The 19,178-nt window shown below is 39.6% G+C and carries 23 protein-coding genes; 6 read left to right on the top strand and 17 right to left on the bottom strand.

Going from position 1 to position 19,178, the window contains the following annotated elements; genetic code table 11:
* Window positions 1-248: 248 nt before the first annotated feature.
* Window positions 249-2,120 (top strand): GGDEF domain-containing protein, encoded by a 1,872-nt coding sequence (locus tag PTET_RS04070; RefSeq protein ID WP_013464299.1) that lies wholly within the window; start codon window positions 249-251, stop codon window positions 2,118-2,120.
* Here the strand turns inward: PTET_RS04070 and trmB are convergent.
* The 8 genes from trmB to folB all read right to left on the bottom strand — a co-directional run bounded on the left by trmB (window position 2,113) and on the right by folB (window position 8,315).
* Window positions 2,113-2,781: a tRNA (guanine(46)-N(7))-methyltransferase TrmB gene (gene trmB / locus PTET_RS04065; protein ID WP_013464298.1), complete on the bottom strand. Its 669-nt coding sequence runs from the start codon at window positions 2,779-2,781 to the stop codon at window positions 2,113-2,115. The two genes, PTET_RS04070 and trmB, sit on opposite strands and share 8 nt — an antisense overlap.
* Window positions 2,781-3,548, bottom strand: coding sequence for an ABC transporter permease (locus PTET_RS04060; protein ID WP_096038240.1), 768 nt, complete (start codon window positions 3,546-3,548; stop codon window positions 2,781-2,783). The genes trmB and PTET_RS04060 overlap by 1 nt, the downstream gene beginning before the upstream one ends.
* Window positions 3,549-4,478: an ABC transporter ATP-binding protein gene (locus PTET_RS04055; protein ID WP_013464297.1), complete on the bottom strand. Its 930-nt coding sequence runs from the start codon at window positions 4,476-4,478 to the stop codon at window positions 3,549-3,551.
* Window positions 4,475-5,098 carry a flavin prenyltransferase UbiX gene (locus tag PTET_RS04050; RefSeq protein ID WP_013464296.1) on the bottom strand — a complete coding sequence of 208 codons (624 nt, stop codon included), beginning with the start codon at window positions 5,096-5,098 and terminating at the stop codon, window positions 4,475-4,477. Before PTET_RS04050 ends, PTET_RS04055 begins: the two co-directional genes overlap by 4 nt.
* 1 nt (window position 5,099) lies before the next feature.
* A complete protein-coding gene (gene mpl, locus PTET_RS04045; protein WP_013464295.1) occupies window positions 5,100-6,455 on the bottom strand; it encodes a UDP-N-acetylmuramate:L-alanyl-gamma-D-glutamyl-meso-diaminopimelate ligase in 1,356 nt (451 codons plus the stop codon).
* A 214-nt stretch (window positions 6,456-6,669) separates the two neighbouring features.
* Window positions 6,670-7,470, bottom strand: coding sequence for an undecaprenyl-diphosphate phosphatase (locus PTET_RS04040; protein ID WP_024601856.1), 801 nt, complete (start codon window positions 7,468-7,470; stop codon window positions 6,670-6,672).
* Complete coding sequence (gene folK, locus PTET_RS04035; protein ID WP_013464293.1) at window positions 7,467-7,955, bottom strand: 2-amino-4-hydroxy-6-hydroxymethyldihydropteridine diphosphokinase; 489 nt, start codon at window positions 7,953-7,955, stop codon at window positions 7,467-7,469. The genes PTET_RS04040 and folK overlap by 4 nt, the downstream gene beginning before the upstream one ends.
* The gene (folB, locus tag PTET_RS04030; protein ID WP_013464292.1) at window positions 7,956-8,315 is read right to left on the bottom strand and encodes a dihydroneopterin aldolase; all 360 of its coding nucleotides are present in this window, start codon (window positions 8,313-8,315) and stop codon (window positions 7,956-7,958) included.
* A gap of 207 nt (window positions 8,316-8,522) precedes the next feature.
* Between folB and plsY the strand changes: the two genes are divergently transcribed.
* Window positions 8,523-9,128 carry a glycerol-3-phosphate 1-O-acyltransferase PlsY gene (plsY, locus tag PTET_RS04025; RefSeq protein ID WP_096038239.1) on the top strand — a complete coding sequence of 202 codons (606 nt, stop codon included), beginning with the start codon at window positions 8,523-8,525 and terminating at the stop codon, window positions 9,126-9,128.
* 23 nt (window positions 9,129-9,151) lie between these two features.
* Here the strand turns inward: plsY and tsaD are convergent, their stop codons facing one another.
* From tsaD to PTET_RS04010, 3 genes are read right to left on the bottom strand one after another with little or no spacing between them, the layout of a single operon-like run.
* Window positions 9,152-10,165 (bottom strand): tRNA (adenosine(37)-N6)-threonylcarbamoyltransferase complex transferase subunit TsaD, encoded by a 1,014-nt coding sequence (tsaD, locus tag PTET_RS04020; RefSeq protein ID WP_008466060.1) that lies wholly within the window; start codon window positions 10,163-10,165, stop codon window positions 9,152-9,154.
* 44 nt (window positions 10,166-10,209) lie between these two features.
* Window positions 10,210-10,800, bottom strand: a complete 591-nt coding sequence (locus PTET_RS04015) for a YjaG family protein (protein WP_008115608.1) — start codon at window positions 10,798-10,800, stop codon at window positions 10,210-10,212.
* Entirely contained in the window at window positions 10,784-11,146 is a 363-nt protein-coding gene (locus PTET_RS04010) for a putative signal transducing protein (RefSeq protein WP_008466062.1), read from the bottom strand. The genes PTET_RS04015 and PTET_RS04010 overlap by 17 nt, the downstream gene beginning before the upstream one ends.
* A 75-nt stretch (window positions 11,147-11,221) precedes the next feature.
* On the opposite strand from PTET_RS04010, the gene PTET_RS04005 reads away from it, so the two are divergent.
* The 3 genes from PTET_RS04005 (at window position 11,222) to PTET_RS03995 (ending at window position 13,509) form a co-directional block, all read left to right on the top strand.
* Window positions 11,222-11,671, top strand: coding sequence for a DUF2721 domain-containing protein (locus tag PTET_RS04005; RefSeq protein ID WP_008466063.1), 450 nt, complete (start codon window positions 11,222-11,224; stop codon window positions 11,669-11,671).
* 243 nt (window positions 11,672-11,914) lie between these two features.
* The gene (locus PTET_RS04000) at window positions 11,915-12,793 is read left to right on the top strand and encodes a LysR family transcriptional regulator (protein WP_096038238.1); all 879 of its coding nucleotides are present in this window, start codon (window positions 11,915-11,917) and stop codon (window positions 12,791-12,793) included.
* Between the two features lie 95 nt (window positions 12,794-12,888).
* Entirely contained in the window at window positions 12,889-13,509 is a 621-nt protein-coding gene (locus PTET_RS03995) for a 2OG-Fe(II) oxygenase (protein WP_008468193.1), read from the top strand.
* Here PTET_RS03995 and ubiA read toward each other — a convergent pair.
* Entirely contained in the window at window positions 13,506-14,384 is an 879-nt protein-coding gene (gene ubiA / locus PTET_RS03990; RefSeq protein ID WP_033104021.1) for a 4-hydroxybenzoate octaprenyltransferase, read from the bottom strand. The two genes, PTET_RS03995 and ubiA, sit on opposite strands and share 4 nt — an antisense overlap.
* Complete coding sequence (locus tag PTET_RS03985; RefSeq protein WP_033104020.1) at window positions 14,381-14,926, bottom strand: chorismate--pyruvate lyase family protein; 546 nt, start codon at window positions 14,924-14,926, stop codon at window positions 14,381-14,383. The genes ubiA and PTET_RS03985 overlap by 4 nt, the downstream gene beginning before the upstream one ends.
* A 250-nt stretch (window positions 14,927-15,176) precedes the next feature.
* On the opposite strand from PTET_RS03985, the gene PTET_RS03980 reads away from it, so the two are divergent.
* A complete protein-coding gene (locus PTET_RS03980) occupies window positions 15,177-15,575 on the top strand; it encodes a flagellar basal body-associated protein FliL (RefSeq protein WP_008115596.1) in 399 nt (132 codons plus the stop codon).
* Here the strand turns inward: PTET_RS03980 and glpG are convergent.
* The 4 genes from glpG to PTET_RS03960 form a co-directional block, all read right to left on the bottom strand.
* Window positions 15,572-16,393: a rhomboid family intramembrane serine protease GlpG gene (gene glpG / locus PTET_RS03975; RefSeq protein ID WP_033104019.1), complete on the bottom strand. Its 822-nt coding sequence runs from the start codon at window positions 16,391-16,393 to the stop codon at window positions 15,572-15,574. The two genes, PTET_RS03980 and glpG, sit on opposite strands and share 4 nt — an antisense overlap.
* The gene (gene glpE, locus PTET_RS03970) at window positions 16,390-16,707 is read right to left on the bottom strand and encodes a thiosulfate sulfurtransferase GlpE (protein WP_033104018.1); all 318 of its coding nucleotides are present in this window, start codon (window positions 16,705-16,707) and stop codon (window positions 16,390-16,392) included. Before glpE ends, glpG begins: the two co-directional genes overlap by 4 nt.
* A 65-nt stretch (window positions 16,708-16,772) precedes the next feature.
* Window positions 16,773-17,798, bottom strand: a complete 1,026-nt coding sequence (tdh, locus tag PTET_RS03965; RefSeq protein ID WP_010390995.1) for an L-threonine 3-dehydrogenase — start codon at window positions 17,796-17,798, stop codon at window positions 16,773-16,775.
* Window positions 17,799-17,850: 52 nt separating this feature from the next.
* Window positions 17,851-19,047 carry a glycine C-acetyltransferase gene (locus PTET_RS03960; RefSeq protein ID WP_096038237.1) on the bottom strand — a complete coding sequence of 399 codons (1,197 nt, stop codon included), beginning with the start codon at window positions 19,045-19,047 and terminating at the stop codon, window positions 17,851-17,853.
* Between the last annotated feature and the right edge of the window lie 131 nt (window positions 19,048-19,178).

The following is a 19,178-nucleotide window of genomic DNA, read 5'->3' as shown; positions in this document are numbered from 1 at the left end:
GTGTGTGACTAAAACACCTGTTAGTTTGTAAAACACGCTAATATAAGGTGTTTTTTAAGCAACGGCATTTCTAAAAAATTGCGCTAACTTTACTGCAATATGACAAAAATGTCTCGTTTTAAGCCATAAAAGACAATACTAAATAGATAACATTTCACTATTTTTTAAATTTAGTACAAAGGGTAATTAAAATATTGGGCATTTATAATTTTTAAGTATAATAAAATCAACAAAAATAAGGATAATACATGCTCAAAGGAAATCTAAAATTAACACGGTTGGCGCTTGGAACCGTCTTTTTTTTGGTCAGCTTAATCATTTATGGTTACTACACTTACTCTGCCATTCAAAGTGATGTAATGCGCAGCATTGACAATCGCTTAATAAATGCAGCCACCAGCGTAAAGTATATTTTAGGTAGTGATTACCACGACAAAACGTCGCAAGAAATTAGCTTTGCAAGCTATCAAAATAAGGCCGAACAGCTTTCTGCTTTAGCCAATGATTTAAATATAGATTATTTATATTCAATGATATTAATTGATGAAAATATTTATTTTACTGCCTCCAGTTACACCCAAGATGATCAAAATAACGGTAAAGTTACCCAGTATTTAGATCTTTACCCTGAAGCGACGCCAATTAATATGGCGGCATTTTTATCAACGGCCCCTATTTTTGAAGTGTCAACGGCGCATCGTGGTCATTCTAAAACGGTGTATATTCCTCATATAGCAAAAAATGGCAGAACCTATTTAACTGCAGCTGATATTAGCGTCGATAAAATCAATACGGCTTTAATAACACGTTTGAATCAAGCCCTGCTTCATTTTAGTTGCGTACTGTTCATATTGTTACTGGTTTATATTCTTTATTGTTTTGGGGTACGCCGCTCACTAATGAGGGATCATGCTACGGGGTTTGAAAATCATATTGCCTTGGAAAAGCAGCTAAAAAAAAGTAATGAGCATCATCTACAAATCGCGATTATTTTGGTTAACGAAATTGATAGTATCAGTCGTTTTTTTGGCACAAAAACAGCCGATGAAGTGATGAAAAAACTACTCAGTCACTTTAAGCAGCAAAACCGTCTGCAATCACGTATTTATCGTATTGCGACCAACAAGCTGGCCATTTTAACCAGTAAAGAAACACCTTTTGATGAGCTTTACAGCATTATTCAATCCCATAATAAAAATACACCTTTTATTACAGACCCATTTATTTATATTACGCTCAACGCTGGAGTCGCAAGAGGGAATAAGTCATTACTGCTTAAGAATGCCCACATTGCTTTGCTACAATCAAGGCAAGGTGTTCAACCCATAGTAAACTACTCAGAAGCGATTAACGACAATAAATCTCTGTATTTATACAATGTAGAAATAGCAAAGGAAATTCGTGAAGCGTTTGATGCCCATCGCGTTGTTCCTTATTTTCAACCTGTTATAGATACCAATACCAATGCCATTATTAGGTATGACTGCTCACCAAGAATAGTGACCTCACATGGGGAGATTTTAACCCCTGATACCTTTTCTAATGCAGTAAATAGGCTGCGTATGGATGGGATGTTAACACGTACCTTATTTACTCAATGCATTTCGCGCTTTCGCAAATCAGCAATCAGCTGGGGGTTAACTGTGTGCGCTGAAAATATTGCAGATCCCACTATTTATGATCACATAGCATATGAGCTTCATCGCTACCCCAACCCTGAAAACATTACTATTTCAATATTAGAGTCGCAGGTCATTACACACTACTATGAAATAAAATCATTTATTGCGATGGTAAAAAGTAAAGGGGCAAAAATAGTGATGCATTGTTGGGGTAATGAGTTTATTAATACGCTCAATACGTTAAAGATTGAGGTAGATGGTATTAAACTCGATGGTGCGATCACCAAGCAACTGGTAAATGATGAAAATACATCGCTATTTATCACCTATATTGCTGATATAGCCCAGCAGCTTGAACTTGAATTGGTTGTTGAAGCGGTAGAAAATAACACGGTTGCCGAGCTACTCAATAAACTAAATGTGACGCTGATGCAAGGTAGTTACCTTGGTAAACCAACGCCACATGTGACTCACTTTAAGCAACAATTAGCTATTTAAGATTTATAACAAGCCGGTGGCTTTGCTGGCCACTGGCCCAGTACTTACGTTCAAAAGGGGTAATTGCTTCGTCTGACTCAAACAATTCGGTTTCACATGGATTCCCCGCTAATTCAAGCGCTCTGGCAAACTCTTTAACATAAATATCCCAATTACTGCGCACCTCAAGTAAACCGCCTAACTTTACAATAAACGGGAATATAGCCGCCCCATGCCAGCGCCTTTGTATGTGTTTAGACTTAGGCCAAGGGTTAGGGTAAAGCAAATAGTGATGCGTAGGCTGCCAATTAGCAGCCACCGCTAAACGCCAAAAGTCATTTAAGTCAGCTTGCACTAAAATGTATTGACCACTTTCACTTTGTTTATATTCAACATCATGCTTATCAAGTCGATGAGATGACTTATCAATGCCTATGACTAACGCTTCAGGATGACGTTTTGCTAAATTAGCGGTGCTCTCCCCGACCCCACAACAGGAATCTAAAATAAGCGGCCCATTAAAGGCTTGCACTTTAGCATTAACTTCATCAAATGCGGTTTGCGTATGCGTTGCAATTGGCTTTTTAAACTCAGCCTGTAAGTGTTTATTAACTATTTCATCAAGCTTTTCATGAAGTCCCGCTTGATTAGATACAATACTACGTGAATTTGCATCGCTCATTAGTGTCTTAGCCCCACACCTTTTTTAATTAGCGTCAGTGCTAAAGTAAATAGGACGCTGATAAACACCAACAACACACCCATTGCGACCGATAAATCTACATCCGAAACACCTAAAAACCCATATCTAAATGCGTTAACCATATAAATAATTGGGTTTATTTTCGACACCATTTGCCAAAAATCAGGCAGTAAAGTGATTGAATAAAACACCCCGCCTAAATAGGTCAACGGCGTTAAAATAAAGGTAGGGATAATACTTATGTCATCAAAGCTGTTTGCATAAATAGCGTTAATTAACCCGCCCAAGGCAAACACCGCCGAGGTGAGAATAACAGTGGCTATAATCACAAAAATATTATGTATTTGTATATCAACAAAAAATAAAGAAACGCACGTTACGATAAAACCAACCATAATGCCACGGGTCATACCTCCGCCCATATAACCCAGTACAATGATGTAATTAGGCACAGGTGCAACTAATAACTCTTCAATACTTTTTTGAAACTTAGTTGAGTAAAAGCTAGAGGCAACATTTGAATAAGAGTTAGTAATAACTGACATCATAATAAGGCCAGGGACAATAAACTCCATGTAGCTAAAACCGCCCATGTCACCAATACGTGAGCCAATTAGGTTACCAAAAATAACAAAATATAAACTCATCGTGATCGCTGGCGGTACTAAGGTTTGCACCCAAATACGCAAAAAGCGAATGCACTCTTTAATCCAAATACTTTTTAAGGCTACGCCATATTTAAACATTTATTCGCCCCGCCCTTGCTCTAATAAACCTACAAATAATTCTTCTAATCGATTCGCTTTGTTTCGCATGCTCAGCACGGTATTACCTTGTTCAGTCAATGCTGTAAACACCGCGTTTAATCCTTGAGATTTAGCCACTTCAACTTCAATGGTGTGATCATCCCCCATAGTAAATTTGTATCCATCTAGCGTTACGGGTTTAGACGGTTGTTTTAGATCCAATACAAAGGTTTCTTTGTCTAATTTAGCAAGCAGGGCTTTAATCGTAGTGTTTTCAACAATTCGCCCAGTATCAATAATGGCGATGTTTTTACAAAGCAGTTCAGCTTCTTCAAGGTAGTGGGTTGTTAAAATAATGGTCACACCTTGTTCGTTAATTTGCCTTAAAAAGTCCCACATTGAACGGCGAAGCTCTATATCAACCCCCGCTGTTGGCTCATCTAAAATAAGTAATTTGGGCTCATGCATTAAGGCACGTGCAATCATTAAACGGCGTTTCATACCACCAGATAAGGTACGCGCTTGCTTATCCTTTTTCTCGATTAATCCAAGCTGCGCCAAGTATTTATCTGCACGTTTATGTGCTTCGCCGCGCGGTACACCGTAGTAACCTGCTTGATTAACGAGTATTTGGCTCAGCGTTTCAAACTGACTAAAGTTAAACTCTTGTGGTACTAGGCCTAAATTCGCTTTAGCCGCCTCAAGGTCGGTATCAATATCGTGACCAAATACTTCAACTTTGCCTTTGGTCTTATTAACCAGTGAAGAAATTACCCCAATAGTGGTTGATTTACCCGCCCCATTCGGGCCAAGTAATGCAAAAAAGTCACCTTCGTGAACTTGTAAATCAACCCCTTTTACTGCCTCTACCCCATTTTTGTAAACCTTGGTAAGGCCTTCAATATTTAAAGCAATATTTTGCTTATTCATTTCTTACCCTCACCATAACCCCAACGCTTTGTGAGGTTATGTTCAATATTTAAATGATCTAAAATTCGCGCCACCATAAAGTCAACCAAGTCTTCTATGCTTTGCGGTTGATGATAAAACCCAGGTGCTGCAGGCATAATTGTTACACCTAAACGCGATAATTTAAGCATGTTTTCTAAATGAATTTCGCTAAATGGCGTTTCGCGTGGCACTAAAATAAGCTGGCCTCGCTCCTTTATCACCACATCGGCGGCGCGCTCTAATAAATTATCTGATGCGCCGACTGCAATGGCAGACACAGAGCCTGCGCTACATGGACATACTACCATTTTTTTGGGGGCTGCAGAGCCCGAAGCTACCGGACTAAACCAATTATCTTTACCAAATACCTTTAACTGCCCAGGTTTTGCGTTATATAACAGGCTTAATTGCTCTGTGGCTTTGTCTTCATTCCCTGATAACTTTATATTGGACTCGGTATCAAAAACTACGCGCGCGGCACTTGAAATAAGCACATACACTTGAAATTGTTGCTCAAGTAACACTTCTAGCAACCTCAATCCATATGGAGCGCCTGATGCACCACTATATGCTAAGGTGATTTTATCTTTAAATTGCACATTATTCTCCGCTGTATTTATTGGCCAAGCCATCAACAAATTGTTGATGAAGGCCATTAAAACCACCATTACTCATAATTAAAACATGTTGATTTGGCTCAATACTTTCAAGCACAGTTTCGATAATGGCGATTGTAGAATCAAAACACTGCATACCGGCTTTTTCTGCTTGCTCCTTAAGCGACCAGCTTAAGTTTTCTGGTTCAAACAGTAGCACCTCATCCGCATCGCGTAATGAGTCTAGCAATGTAAATTGATGAACTCCCATTTTCATGGTGTTAGAACGCGGCTCTAAAATCGCAATAATTTTGTCATTGCCCACTTTTGCGCGCAGCCCCGCAAGCGTTGTTTGTATCGCGGTAGGATGATGGGCAAAATCATCATACACTTTAATGTTATTTATATCCGCTTTAAGCTCCATACGCCTTTTTGGGCTGATAAATTCGCCTAAAGCCGCAATACTGTGCTCAATAGCAATTCCTACATGGCGCGCTGCTGCAATGGCCATCATGGCATTTTTAACGTTATGCTCACCAATTGCCTGCCAGTTAACTACACCTTGCAGCTGCGTGTTTAATAACACATTAAATTGAGAACCATCCGCTTTAAGTAGCTGATAATCCCAATCATCGCCTAATGTTTCGCTCTCGCTCCACAGCCCTTTTGCTATAACATCGCTCAGAGCCTCATCATCTTTTGGCCACAATACTTTCCCGCTTTGCGGTAGTGTACGTATCAAATGGTGAAATTGTTTTTTAATCGCATTTAAATCTTCAAAAATATCAGCATGATCAAATTCAAGATTGTTTAAAATGAGTGTTCGCGGTAAATAATGAATAAACTTACTACGTTTATCGAAAAAGGCGGTGTCGTATTCATCGGCTTCTATGACAAAAAATGGCGTTTGCCCAACCCGAGCCGAAAGACCAAAATTTTGCACGATCCCGCCAATTAAAAAGCCTGGTTTTAAACCTGCATATTCTAATATCCATGCCAGCATACTGGCAGTCGTTGTTTTACCATGGGTTCCTGCCACCGCCAGCACCCATGATTTTTGTAGTAAATTATGCTTAAGCCACTCTGGGCCTGAGGTATAAGGCAAGCCTTTATCTAATACATATTCAACACACGGATTCCCTCGGCTCATAGCATTACCTATGACGACTATGTCGGGTGCCGGTTCTAGTTGAGATACATCATAGCCTTGGGTTAGCTCGATTCCTAACTCTTCTAATTGGGTACTCATTGGTGGGTAAACGTTTTGATCAGACCCGGTAACGTGATGACCTAATGATTTAGCTATAGCGGCAATACCACCCATAAATGTGCCACAAATACCCAAAATATGTATATGCATTTACTATCCTTTCATCCTGCGCGGAATGTGCTCTAAGGCGAACTTTAATGGCGCTATAATGCCAAAATTTAGATCAAGTTACCATCAGGGTCTGTTGAGCTTTCTAGGTAAATTTGCAGCAGATGTTTGGTATTTCGACAAGACAGCGCCGATGCGATGTTTGGCGCAAATAAAAAAGCCTCCCAAGGTGGGAGGCTTTTTAAAGATTAATGGCTTATAGCATTAAAAAGAATATTAAGCCTATGCCTAATAACAAACGATAAATAACAAATGGCAGCATACCCATTCGTTCAATCACTTTTAAAAACATAAAAATACAGGCATAAGCTGATAAAAACGACAGCACTACACCCAACAATAAAGCAGTCCAATCAACAATATGATCGCCAAGCGCTAGCTCTGCTGTGTAATAAAGGCCCATCATTGAAATAATCGGAATAGCCAGCAAAAACGAAAAACGGGCTGCACTTTGCTTATTCATACCCAGCATTAAACCCGCGGTCATGGTAATACCTGAGCGAGAAGTCCCTGGGATCATCGCAACGGCTTGCGCAAAGCCAATGATGAGTGCGGTTTTCCAGTTAAGCTGATAAATTGTTTTTATTTGCTTACCTTTAGCATCGGCGTACCACAACAACAAACCAAATACGATGGTTGTGGTTGCAATCACCCATGCACTGCGCAAATACAGTTCAACAAAATCTTTTAGCAATAGCCCTAAAATAGCGGCAGGCACAGTACCTAAAATTATCCACCAGCCTAGTTTGCTGTCATCTGTTGTACCTTGTGCACCAAACGATTTAAACCAAGCACCGAGTATATCGGCCACTTCTTTACGAAAATAAATAACAACAGCTATTAACGTTCCTACATGAACGGCAACATCAAATGCCAAGCCTTGATCTTCCCAGCCTAAAATTTGCGACGGTAAAATTAAGTGTGCAGAACTCGATATAGGTAAAAATTCAGTAAATCCCTGAATTAGGGCTAAAACAATTATTTCTATAATACTCATGGGTTAGAAAACTCCACCTTCCATAGTTTTTGTTGAGGGTTGTTATATGCATTCCATATTTGGGCAATCGTTTTTTTTGCTACAGGGTGATAAAAATCAGGAGCCACCTCTGCTAAAGGCTGCAATACAAAGGCATTTTTGGTAATTTCGTCACGTGGTAGTTGAGCTGGGCTCTCGCAAATGACATCATCGTAAAAGAGTAAATCGAGATCCAAGGTGCGCGGGCTAAATTTTTTATCATTTGCTTTGCGACCATTATCGCGCTCTATTTGTTTTAATAACGCACACACATCTTCAAGCGCCATTTCGGTAGTGGCAGCGAGTACGGAGTTGTAAAAGTTATTACCGGCAAAACCCACCGCTTCACTTTCAAACACCGAAGAATGTTGTGTATTTTTAAAGTGTTTATTTAACGCCACTAAAGCACGCCTGATATGCTCTGCTTTATTAATATTTGACCCTAAACTAATAAATATTTGCGCCATTTAAGCAAGAGCCTTGTTACGCGTTATTTCTACACCGACGGTTTGCGCTTGTGCAACTGCAGCGGGCTTACTTACTTTTATTGTCACTTGTGGGGTATTAAATTCGGTTAAAATGATTTGCGCTAATTGCTCCACCAGTGTTTCTAAAAGCTCTACCGGTTTAGCCGTACTGTGTTCGATAACACGCTCACTTACCTTAGCGTAATCCAGTGCCAAGTTAATATCGTCGTTTTGCGCTGCGGGCTTGATGTCGCTTAACATTTCAATATCAAAGTACAGGCTTTGTTTACTTTTCTTTTCAAAATCATACACCCCGATAATCGTTTCGACATGCAATTGTGATATAAATACCTTGTCCATTGATACTCCAAATGACTGTAACAAGTCACTGAGTTAATTACATATTGTATCAATCAAATTAATACTGTATATACTTTAATCAGTGTTTAAATATACTAAAATTACTTCTACAATAGAATCGTTACAAAATTGCGAGTAATTTAAGAAGCCCGTAAATTTTGACGCCAATAATAGCTTAAAAGTAATGATTAAAAAATAAGGAAGCGCGTGTTAGTCATTTTAATGTTTGTTTTAGCCTATTTGCTCGGCTCGATTTCATCGGCCATTTTAGTGTCGCGGCTATTCAAACTCCCCGATCCACGCACGCATGGCTCCAATAATCCAGGTGCAACCAATGTTTACCGCTTAGGCGGGTCACTTCCTGCATGCTTAGTTTTAGTCTTCGATATTTTAAAGGGCACAATCCCTGTTTGGGGCGCTTATTTTTTAAAACTCGAGCCATTAGAGCTTGGTTTAATCGCCGTTGCTGCATGCCTAGGGCATATATACCCGTTATTCTTTAGTTTTAAGGGCGGTAAGGCGGTTGCAACTGCATTTGGCTCGTTACTACCGATAGGGCTTTCTTTAGGAGGGTTATTGATTGGTACTTGGTTGCTGATTGTCGCGATTACTCGTTACTCATCACTTGCCGCGTTAGTGGCCGTTACGCTAGCCCCTTTATACACATGGTGGATAAAACCGTTATACACCTTACCGGTGACCTTTATTACGCTACTGATCATTATTAGGCATCGCACTAATATTGTGCGTTTATTTAAAGGGGAAGAACCAAAAGTAGGGACTAAACAAGCCCCTACAGATGATAAGAAGTAATAACTAACCTGAATTCTGGTTAACTATATTGCTTCTAAGCTATCGATTGGCCAGCGCGGTTTAGTTTTCATATCAAGCGTAGCAAACTGCCCCGCTTTTAAACGCTGCATACCGGCGTACGCTATCATTGCACCATTGTCAGTACAAAACTCAGTACGAGGGTAAAACACTTCGCCCTTCATACCTTGCATCACACGCTCTAATTGCAAACGTAATTGCGTATTAGCACTTACGCCACCGGCTATTACTAAGCGCTTAATACCGGTTTGTTTTAATGCGCGCTTACACTTAATTACTAAAGTATCAATAACGGCCGTTTGAAATGCATGAGCAATATCTGCTTTTGTTTGCTCATCACTGTCGTTTTCACGAATAGCAATTGAAGCGGCGGTTTTTAGGCCACTAAAGCTAAAATCTAAGCCAGGTTTGTCTGTCATTGGACGCGGAAAAACAAATCGCTTTGCAACACCTTGTTCAGCCATTTTAGCCAAACGAGGGCCACCTGGATAATCAAGCCCAAGTAACTTGGCTGTTTTATCAAATGCTTCACCAGCAGCATCATCTACCGACTCACCCAATACTTCGTATTGACCAATACCAGCAACTTTTACCATCATGGTATGACCGCCAGAAACCAGTAAGGCAATAAATGGGAACTCGGGGACGTTTTCCTCAAGCATTGGCGCTAATAAATGCCCTTCCATATGGTGCACTGCCACCGCTGGGATATCCCAGCCATATGCTAAAGAGCGACCAATTGAGGTACCTACTAACAAAGCCCCTACTAAACCTGGCCCTGCCGTATAAGCAATACCATCTAAATCTTCAGGCCCACAACCCGCTTGCGCAAATGCCGCATCAATAAGCGGCAATGTTTTACGTACGTGATCGCGCGAGGCAAGTTCAGGTACTACACCACCATAGTCTGCATGTACTTTTACTTGGCTATATAATTGATGGGCTAGCAGCCCTTTTTCGTCATCATAAATAGCAATACCAGTTTCATCGCATGACGATTCAATGCCTAAAATTCGCATTGTTAATTCTCCTGCCACCTAACAAGGTGTTTAAAACAAATAAATTACAGTGCTAAACCAATGTTTGTTTGGCCATCAGCAAGGACATGCTTTTTCAATGCTTTCACATTTTCAGCAGTGATACGCCCCATTGCTTCTACAAAATCAATTAGTTCACCTAATACCTCTATTTCGTATTGCATCAGTGGGTGTTCACGCACCGCTTTGTTATCGGCAACATCACCTTCAACCGTCATTTGGTACTCAATAAAGCGAGCTACGGTGGCCTGTGATATTTTACTTACATTAACAAACTCTTGCTCATCTTGTGCTAAAAGGCCATGCATTAAACTCAGTAATGAGGTGGCAGCATCGATTGCAGGATAGGTACCAAACATATCAAAATCGGCAAGTTCAGGAACATTAGGTTCTATTTTTTCAACTTGCTTTTCTAAATCAATTTTACTTTTAGGAAGGAGTATTTTTTCCCAACATACATTTAAAGCATTGCGTAAAATAACCTCATCGCCAAAGCCGGTAGCCTCACTAAATAGCCCATAATTAGGCAACATACGCTCTATTAACGCACTGGCCAATACCGCTTTTTGTAAATAATTTAACTCTCTAATACGCTGAAAATTATTCGCTTTTGTCATTCTTTAAGGTCCCACATGACCAACAAAAATCAAATGTTGATCCATTATGCTCATTACAATTAGGGCACACCCAATCTGGAGCGGATTGTTTTACTTGCTGATAGTTTACCAATATTTCACGTGCATGGCGCTCTTTTATCGCATAAACCTGCACACTTACTTGTGTTTGTTCAAATGGGATCTCGCCCATTGCGCCTTGCAGTATTTCACCTTTTATTTGGCACTCAATTCCCGCATTAAGAATCAGTCCTTTTATTATATTGGCCTCTAAACTATTTTCTGCATTATAAAGCGTCACCCAATCAAATGATGTTACATTTGATTGGCTATTATTAGTATTTTGCAATATCCACCTCATTTACTTTATGTGTACAATAAGCCCGCGTAACCTAAAGCAAATAATATGATTTAAGGACACATTATGACGCTAACTACCCCAGGTTTACTTTTTCCAGCCATCTCATTGTTATTACTTGCCTATACAAACCGATTTTTAGTACTTGCGCAACTAATACGAGAATTGAATGCCCGTGAAGGTGAGTCTATTCGTCCTGTTGTAGTGGCGCAAATAACTAATCTTAGAAAGCGAATAAAACTAATAAGGACCATGCAAGTATACGGAGTGGCCTCTTTTTTATTATGTACGTTATCTATGTTTGCATTATTTATAGAATTTAATACCACGGGCATTATTTTATTTGGTGTCAGTTTAAGCTGCTTGAGCTTATCTTTGCTTACTTCATTATTTGAAATTCATATTTCTTGTGATGCCATAGAAATTGAATTACAAAACATTGAAAATAAGCCTTTAAGTAACCGAGTTAGTAAAAACTTTATTGAGCCTAATCCTAAAAGCAAAAACAGCAATTAACCAAACGAGACTTTAGTAAAGTTGTTATAAAATTGCATAAATTTGGTCAATAATAAAACACTACAGTAATTTAACATTACCCAAAGGTATAACAACATTTTGCAACTATTCTCTTTAAATACGATTAAAAGAAAGTTAATCTTAATAAGTGGTTAAAAACCTTATTTCAACTGATCTGTAGGGATATAAAGTCAGTATTAAATCTGTAATTCCCCTAGCTTACCTATAAAAAAGGACTATATAGTGAGATTTGAACAATTAGAACAGTTTGTAGCACTTGGCCTACTTCGTCATTTTAGGCAAGCTGCTGAACAAACCCAAATTAGCACATCTGCATTAACCCGTAGCATTCAAACTCTTGAAACGGAGCTTGGCTACGAACTAGTTACCCGCTCTACTCGCTCGGTTAAGTTAACTCAAGCAGGCGAACTTTTCCTCGACTTTGCTAAAAATACGCTCAATGAGCTAGAACAAATAAAGCATCGCGCTTTTCAATCAATTAATGGCACAGAAGAAAAAAAATTAGTGATTGGCTACACCACAACAACCAGCAGCATAGTACCAATCACCTGCGGCGAATTTTTGAGTCAGTACCCGCATATTAAAATTGAAATGCAGCTGCAAAATAAAACTGAGCTTCATAGAAAACTGCTTCAAGGGGAAATTGACATTAGTGTATGCTCGCAAATAGTCAATAGCATTGGTAGCGATATACAATTACCTGATCAACTTATTTTATTTTGTTCAAAACAACACCCTTTAGCAAATAAAAGCGATATTAGTAAAAAAGAGCTCGAAAGCTATCCAATGTTCAGTTGTTTTTCGCAGTCAAAACAAGTGCAATCAATGCTTACTGAAGTAATAGACTCGTTAAATAAAGTTTCAACTATTAAAGTAGGTAGTATTGAGCAGGTAATGGCTGGACTTGAAAAGTCAGATCATTTTGCTATTGCAGGTATTGAACACACCAGCTCTGTGGCAGAAAACCATAACTTAATCCAGCTTAAAACGAATAACGATATTAGCCATGAACAACTTGTGGTGCAAACAAGCCAGCAGATAGAGGCAGGTGAGCATGTTGACCACCTACTCTCGCTAATTAAGAAAGTTTCAAGAGCATAAAAAATGACTCCATGCGTTTTATAACAACTATAAATTAGTGGCATTAAAGTTTTTTTTCACTACACTAACGCTCCCTTATATTATGACTAGCGTTAATGAATAACTTTACAGCTGCTGAAATTTACCTAGAGCACATTGAAACGCATGGCTATGCCATTATTGAAAACGCCATTGATAGTGACTTAATATCCGAGTTGATGGCTGATTGCTATAGAATAAATCCTCACTTTAGCCTTGCCGGTATTGGACGATTAAACAATTTACAAATTGATGATTCCGTTCGTAAAGATAAAACCTACTGGTTTGATGGCAGCTCAAATGCACAGCTTAGCTATCAACAAATAATGGAAGCTGTTCGCACTACCCTTAATCGTAACTTTTTCATGGGCTTGTTTGATTATGAATGTCACTATGCAAAGTATACGCAGGGTGATTTTTACAAAAAACATGTAGATGCGTTCAAAGGTCGTTCAAATCGAGTTTTTACCACCGTATTGTATTTAAACTCTCCTAAGAAAGGCGGGGAGCTGGTTATTTACAAGCCAAAAAGTAAAGATATAGAAGTGGTTATAAAACCCACTGCAGGCACTTTGGTATTATTTGAAAGCGAACGCTTTGTGCATGAAGTACTTCCGGCTTTTGATAACCGCTATTCGATTGCTGGTTGGTTCAGAAAAAATGCGTCAATTAGTGGTATTATCGACCCACCCCGTTAAGAAAAAACGGGGTAAGAAAATAATAAGCCAATAAAAATAGCCAGTCCTACGTAATGATTATTTAAAAATGCTTTAAAACAATTATCTCGCTGGCGTAAATGAATCAAACGCTGTTGATACACCAGTAAAATTGCTGCAACAAATAATCCCAACCAAAAACTAAATCCTATTTGATTCATCAATCCAATTAAAACCATCAGCGCAAAAAAGCTAAAGTTAAGTAGCGCTATAATGTGGCGGTCATAACTGGCGAATAAAATAGCGGTTGATTTAACCCCTATTTTTAAATCATCATCTCTATCAACCATGGCATACATAGTGTCATAAGCCACCGTCCAGCAAATATTAGCGACAAATAATAGCCAAGCTTGCACAGGCAATGAGTTTGTTGATGCCATAAATGCCATAGGAATTGCCCAACCAAAAGCAGCCCCTAATACAACCTGTGGAAGTTGTGTGTAACGTTTCATAAAGGGATAACAAAACGCGAGCCCAAGCGCCCCAAACGATAACAAGATAGTATTGGTATTTAGCATTATTACTAAAATAAAAGCGATACTAACCAGCAGCAAAAACAAACTAACTGCTTCCCCACTACTCACAGCCCCAGTTGCTAAAGGGCGCTGACAGGTTCGTTTTACTGAGCCATCTATTTTCCTGTCAGCAAAATCATTGATAACGCATCCTGCGCTACGCATAACTATTACCCCAAGGGTAAACACAATGAAGTTTGTTAGGCTTGGTATCCCTTCATTTGCTATCCACAGCGCCCAATAAGTTGGCCAAAGTAATAATAAGGTGCCTATGGGCTTATCTATTCGCATTAACTGAACGTAATACGGTACATGGTTTACTGATAAAGGGGCTAGTTTCATGAGTATAAATAGGCTCCTGGTAAAAAAACTTCACAAACTAAAAATTTGTAGTCATGCAAAGAGAACACGCTTCGTCGCCCTAATAATATGTGTATGGGTAAATTAAGTTCGCTCACCAGTGATTGCAATGAGTGGTTATCATCAAAGCGAGCAATTTCAATATCAGCGCGCTTTAACGCAGGGTCTTGAAATATGACATCACCCAACGGACGTTCACCCATATTATGCAGCTGATTATTTGTATTGTTGTTTGATATTGGCAACCAGCTTTGAGCATATACAACCGGTTTGTCATCACACAACAATAAAACCTCACGGTTAAGTACGGTGTTCACCTCATTACTTAATAAAGCTTGCTGAGGTTGCGAGAGGTTAACTTTTTGCTCGCTCAGCACCTTTACTGCAAAACGCTGCGACTGGCTTTTTAATTTAGCCGTTAAAGAACGCGGTTCAAATAGCCACTCTTGCTCAGCGCTAGATAAGCCACAGACTTGAGAAGTACTCTGCCAATCAGCAGATAAAGAAAGAGGAAACGTAATCACAATAGCTCTACTTGATAAAAATCAGCAAGATCATAACATTGCTAAGAGATTTGAAAAAGGGCGATTTACTCACTACCAAGCACACCCTGTTATTATAAAAAGCTAATCAACATTTGACTCTCGCTATTGCCTATCCCAAACTTGAGTACAGAGTGCCTTTACATAACTCAACAAATAACAGCATCTTGCTGTATCTTATTTACTAATAAGTATAAACTATTTGTAACCAGTTTACGGAAATGCTTTTGAAATGAAAAAAACAGTATTTACAGGCCTTTTTATTCTTTTAGTCAGCCTAACTAGCTTATCAGCACGTGCTGAGTCTACTGTGGGTTATTTTGGGTTTGAGCCAGACATTATTACTAATTACATTGGTCCATCGAGTAAAAAAATGGGTTACGTTCGCGTCACGGTAGATTTAATGCTAAATAAAACATCCGATATTGCCATTGTAGAACACCACACCCCGCTGTTACGTGATGCGCTAGTAGAGATATTATCAAAAGAGCCTGAAAACAAAATAAAGTCTTTAACAGGGCGTGAGCAAATTCGCCTTAAGAGCGCAGAAAAACTAAAAAGCTTACTTAAGGAAGAAACAGGCCAAGAAATAATCCGAGACCTGTTATTTACTAAATATTTATATCACTAGGCGCTTTTTGTTTTAAAAAGCTGAGCGGTATAGGCAAAAGCCATACCGCTAACAAGCCCACCTAAGTGTGCCCAATTAGCCATTCCAACAAATAATACATCTGCAAAACCAAGTACTAACCATACCAGCATAAAACCAACAATCGCGGTTGTAACCAGTGCAGGCTGTTTAGGGTTAAGCGCGCTGTAAATCCAACAAAAGCCTAACAACCCATATACAACACCGCTAAGCCCACCAAAGTTAGGACCGACCATTAAGTATTGTGCCCAATTACTTATTAAAGCGGTAACTAAAAAAAGTCCGATTAAACTCGACTTACCGCATTGCTTTTCAATGTTATCACCCAGCGATACCCACCAGATTAAGTTAAACACAATATGCATAGCGCTAAAATGCACAATAGCAGGTGTTAACCAGGTAAGTGGTGACGCAGGATTGAACTGCAACGCCATGTAAATAGGCTCAAATGCACCAAATAAAAAGGCAACATAAACAACGATACTGAGAATACTAACACTTTGATTAAGCCAGCTTAAGGCTTTAAAACGGGCAACTAAATTAAGCGACTGCCCTTGATACTTTAACGGTGACTGCGTAGTACCTACTTGCCATGATGCTTGTTGATAACGTTCATGATTAGGGTTTTTAGCAAATTCGTTCCATAAAGGCTGCACTGCATGAAAGTCTTCAGGTGCCACACTAATAACAAGCGTATGGCCATCCTCAGTACGAATTTGCCCTGAAAGCCCTTGGCTTTTTAGGTAATCTATAAAGCCCTGTGCAGCACGGGGGTTAGTTAGGCTGCCTAGCTCTATCATCGTGCTACTTTATCCTTGTAAGCGGCTTCCCATGCAGTAAAACCGCCATCCATACTGTAAACATCTTCAAAGCCTTGCTCTACTAAGTAGCTGGCAGCGCCTTGTGAGCTCATGCCGTGATAACAGACAATAATAATCGGCTGGTCAAACTCCTTTTCCATCATAAATTGGGCAATATTCGCATTAGATAATGCCTCTGAACCCGGAATATGACCCGCTTGATACGAATTAGGATCGCGAATATCAGCAATCACTACATCTTCTTTATCGAGTAGTTCAAGGGTTTGTGCGATTGATATATGTTTAAATGCCATAGTACTCTCTTATAATTACAAAAAAGGCGACAAATGCCGCCTTTAATTCTCTTAACAAGGGGTAATTAATCCCAGTTAAGAATTACTTTACCCGATTGGCCTGAAATCATCATATCAAAGCCAGCTTGGAAGTCATCTATTGAATACTGATGAGTAATAATTGGTTTTAAATCAAGCCCTGATTGAATCAAACTGGCCATTTTGTACCAAGTTTCAAACATCTCACGACCGTAAATACCTTTGATCACTAAGCCTTTAAAAATAACTTGATTCCAATCGACCGCCATATCTGAAGGTGGAATTCCCAACATGGCAATTTTGCCGCCATGATTCATGTTATTTAGCATGGCATTAAATGCACTTGGTACACCTGACATCTCTAGGCCAATATCAAAGCCTTCAGTCATGCCCAGCTCTTTAGCTACATCTTCAAGCTTTTCATTCGCGACGTTTACAGCACGCGTTGCGCCCATTTTACGTGCTAAGTCTAGGCGGTATTCATTTACATCAGTAATAACCACATGGCGTGCACCCACATGCTTAGCCACAGCTGCAGCCATAATACCAATTGGGCCAGCACCGGTGATCAAGACATCTTCACCGACTAAATCGAACGATAAAGCCGTGTGTACTGCATTGCCAAATGGGTCAAAAATAGAGGCAAGTTCATCGCTAATATTATCTGGGATTTTAAACGCATTAAATGCAGGAATCACTAAATACTCTGCAAATGCGCCTTCGCGGTTTACACCGACCCCTGTTGTATTACGACATAAGTGAACGCGCCCAGCACGACAGTTACGACAATGGCCACAGGTTATATGACCTTCACCTGATACACGGTCGCCAACTTCGAAACCGCGAACTTCTTGTCCCATGTCGATTACTTCACCCACGTATTCGTGGCCAACCACCATAGGCGTCGGTATGGTGTTTTGTGCCCACTCATCCCACTTATAAATATGCACATCGGTGCCACAAATAGCCGTTTTACGAATCTTAATTAACAGATCGTTATGACCCACTTCAGGCTTTGGTGCATCTGTCATCCAAATGCCTGGCTCTGCTTTTAACTTTGATAATGCTTTCATAATTCACACTCAATTAAAAAATCGCGACTTTAGCCGCGATTTAACAAGAAAATTAAATAACACCAATCTCTTTACCAATACGGGTAAATGCTGCAATGGCTGTATCAAGCTGTTCTTTGCTGTGCGCTGCAGAGATTTGGGTACGAATACGCGCCTGCCCTTTTGGTACAACAGGGAATGAAAAGCCGGTTACATAAATCCCTTCAGCCAATAACTTATCAGCCATAAGTGACGCTACTTTGGCGTCTCCTAGCATCACAGGAATAATCGCATGATCTTTACCTGCACAGGTAAAACCAGCCGCTTCCATTTGCTCACGGAAGTATTTAGCATTTGACCATAGCTTAGCGCGAAGCTCACCGCCATTTTCAAGCATTTCTAACACTTTAATTGACGCCGTTACAATTGAAGGCGCTAACGAATTTGAGAATAAGTAAGGACGAGAACGCTGACGTAACCATTCAACAATTTCTTTTTTACCTGAGGTATAACCACCCGAGGCTCCACCTAGTGCTTTACCTAAGGTACCAGTAATAATATCAACACGATCAATCACGTTGCAGTACTCAGGTGTACCTTTACCGTTTTCGCCAACAAAACCAACAGCATGTGAGTCATCAACCATAACAAGTGCATCGTATTTATCAGCTAAGTCGCATACGGCTTCTAAGTTACAAATAACGCCATCCATTGAGAACACGCCATCGGTTGCAATTAATTTAGTTTTAGCACCGGCTTCATCGGCTGCAATTAATTGCTTTTCTAAATCAGCCATATCGTTATTTGCATAACGGAAACGTTTTGCTTTACATAAACGTACGCCATCAATAATAGAAGCATGGTTTAATGAATCAGAAATAATCGCATCGTCTGCACCTAATATGGTTTCAAACAACCCCGTATTGGCATCAAAACATGATGAGTACAAAATGGTGTCTTCAGTTTCTAAAAATTGACTGATTTTTTTCTCGAGCGTTTTATGAATATCTTGTGTACCACAAATGAAACGCACAGACGCCACACCAAACCCATGGTCATCTAAGCCTTGTTGCGCCGCTTTAATAAGCTCTGGGCTGTTAGCTAAACCTAAGTAGTTGTTAGCACAAAAATTAATAACTTTTTCGCCTGATGCCACTTCAATTTGAGCTTGCTGCTGCGAAGTGATAACACGTTCATTCTTGTACAAACCTTCCGCTTTAACGTCTTCGATTTGCTGTTGTAATTGGCTAAAAAAAGCAGATGCTCTCATCTGTGATCTCCATTTGGTTGAACGGGTTAAACAGCAGACGTGTTGCTGCTATTTATAATGCAGGTATTGTAAAAGTTTAAGCGCCAAATTGCACTGTTTGTCATTCGTCGCAAATTACCTAACTGGCAGGA

Source organism: Pseudoalteromonas tetraodonis (genome assembly GCF_002310835.1).
GTDB lineage: Bacteria > Pseudomonadota > Gammaproteobacteria > Enterobacterales > Alteromonadaceae > Pseudoalteromonas > Pseudoalteromonas tetraodonis.
Note: the sequence above shows the minus strand (reverse complement) of the source record. Positions and strands in the feature narration are given on the sequence as shown.

Bases quoted from the DNA above. Each gene is read 5' to 3' on its own strand.
- trmB (WP_013464298.1), bottom strand. From the start codon at position 2,781: ATGAGCGATGCAAATTCACGTAGTATTGTATCTAATCAAGCGGGACTT.
- ubiA (WP_033104021.1), bottom strand. From the start codon at position 14,384: ATGAAACTAGCCCCTTTATCAGTAAACCATGTACCGTATTACGTTCAG.
- PTET_RS04055 (WP_013464297.1), bottom strand. From the start codon at position 4,478: ATGAATAAGCAAAATATTGCTTTAAATATTGAAGGCCTTACCAAGGTT.
- folK (WP_013464293.1), bottom strand. From the start codon at position 7,955: ATGGCGCAAATATTTATTAGTTTAGGGTCAAATATTAATAAAGCAGAG.
- PTET_RS03980 (WP_008115596.1), top strand. From the start codon at position 15,177: ATGAAAAAAACAGTATTTACAGGCCTTTTTATTCTTTTAGTCAGCCTA.
- PTET_RS03995 (WP_008468193.1), top strand. From the start codon at position 12,889: ATGAATAACTTTACAGCTGCTGAAATTTACCTAGAGCACATTGAAACG.
- PTET_RS04070 (WP_013464299.1), top strand. From the start codon at position 249: ATGCTCAAAGGAAATCTAAAATTAACACGGTTGGCGCTTGGAACCGTC.
- PTET_RS03960 (WP_096038237.1), bottom strand. From the start codon at position 19,047: ATGAGAGCATCTGCTTTTTTTAGCCAATTACAACAGCAAATCGAAGAC.
- glpE (WP_033104018.1), bottom strand. From the start codon at position 16,707: ATGGCATTTAAACATATATCAATCGCACAAACCCTTGAACTACTCGAT.
- PTET_RS04015 (WP_008115608.1), bottom strand. From the start codon at position 10,800: ATGACAAAAGCGAATAATTTTCAGCGTATTAGAGAGTTAAATTATTTA.
- mpl (WP_013464295.1), bottom strand. From the start codon at position 6,455: ATGCATATACATATTTTGGGTATTTGTGGCACATTTATGGGTGGTATT.
- PTET_RS04005 (WP_008466063.1), top strand. From the start codon at position 11,222: ATGACGCTAACTACCCCAGGTTTACTTTTTCCAGCCATCTCATTGTTA.
- PTET_RS04060 (WP_096038240.1), bottom strand. From the start codon at position 3,548: ATGTTTAAATATGGCGTAGCCTTAAAAAGTATTTGGATTAAAGAGTGC.
- tdh (WP_010390995.1), bottom strand. From the start codon at position 17,798: ATGAAAGCATTATCAAAGTTAAAAGCAGAGCCAGGCATTTGGATGACA.
- glpG (WP_033104019.1), bottom strand. From the start codon at position 16,393: ATGATAGAGCTAGGCAGCCTAACTAACCCCCGTGCTGCACAGGGCTTT.
- tsaD (WP_008466060.1), bottom strand. From the start codon at position 10,165: ATGCGAATTTTAGGCATTGAATCGTCATGCGATGAAACTGGTATTGCT.
- PTET_RS04040 (WP_024601856.1), bottom strand. From the start codon at position 7,470: ATGAGTATTATAGAAATAATTGTTTTAGCCCTAATTCAGGGATTTACT.
- folB (WP_013464292.1), bottom strand. From the start codon at position 8,315: ATGGACAAGGTATTTATATCACAATTGCATGTCGAAACGATTATCGGG.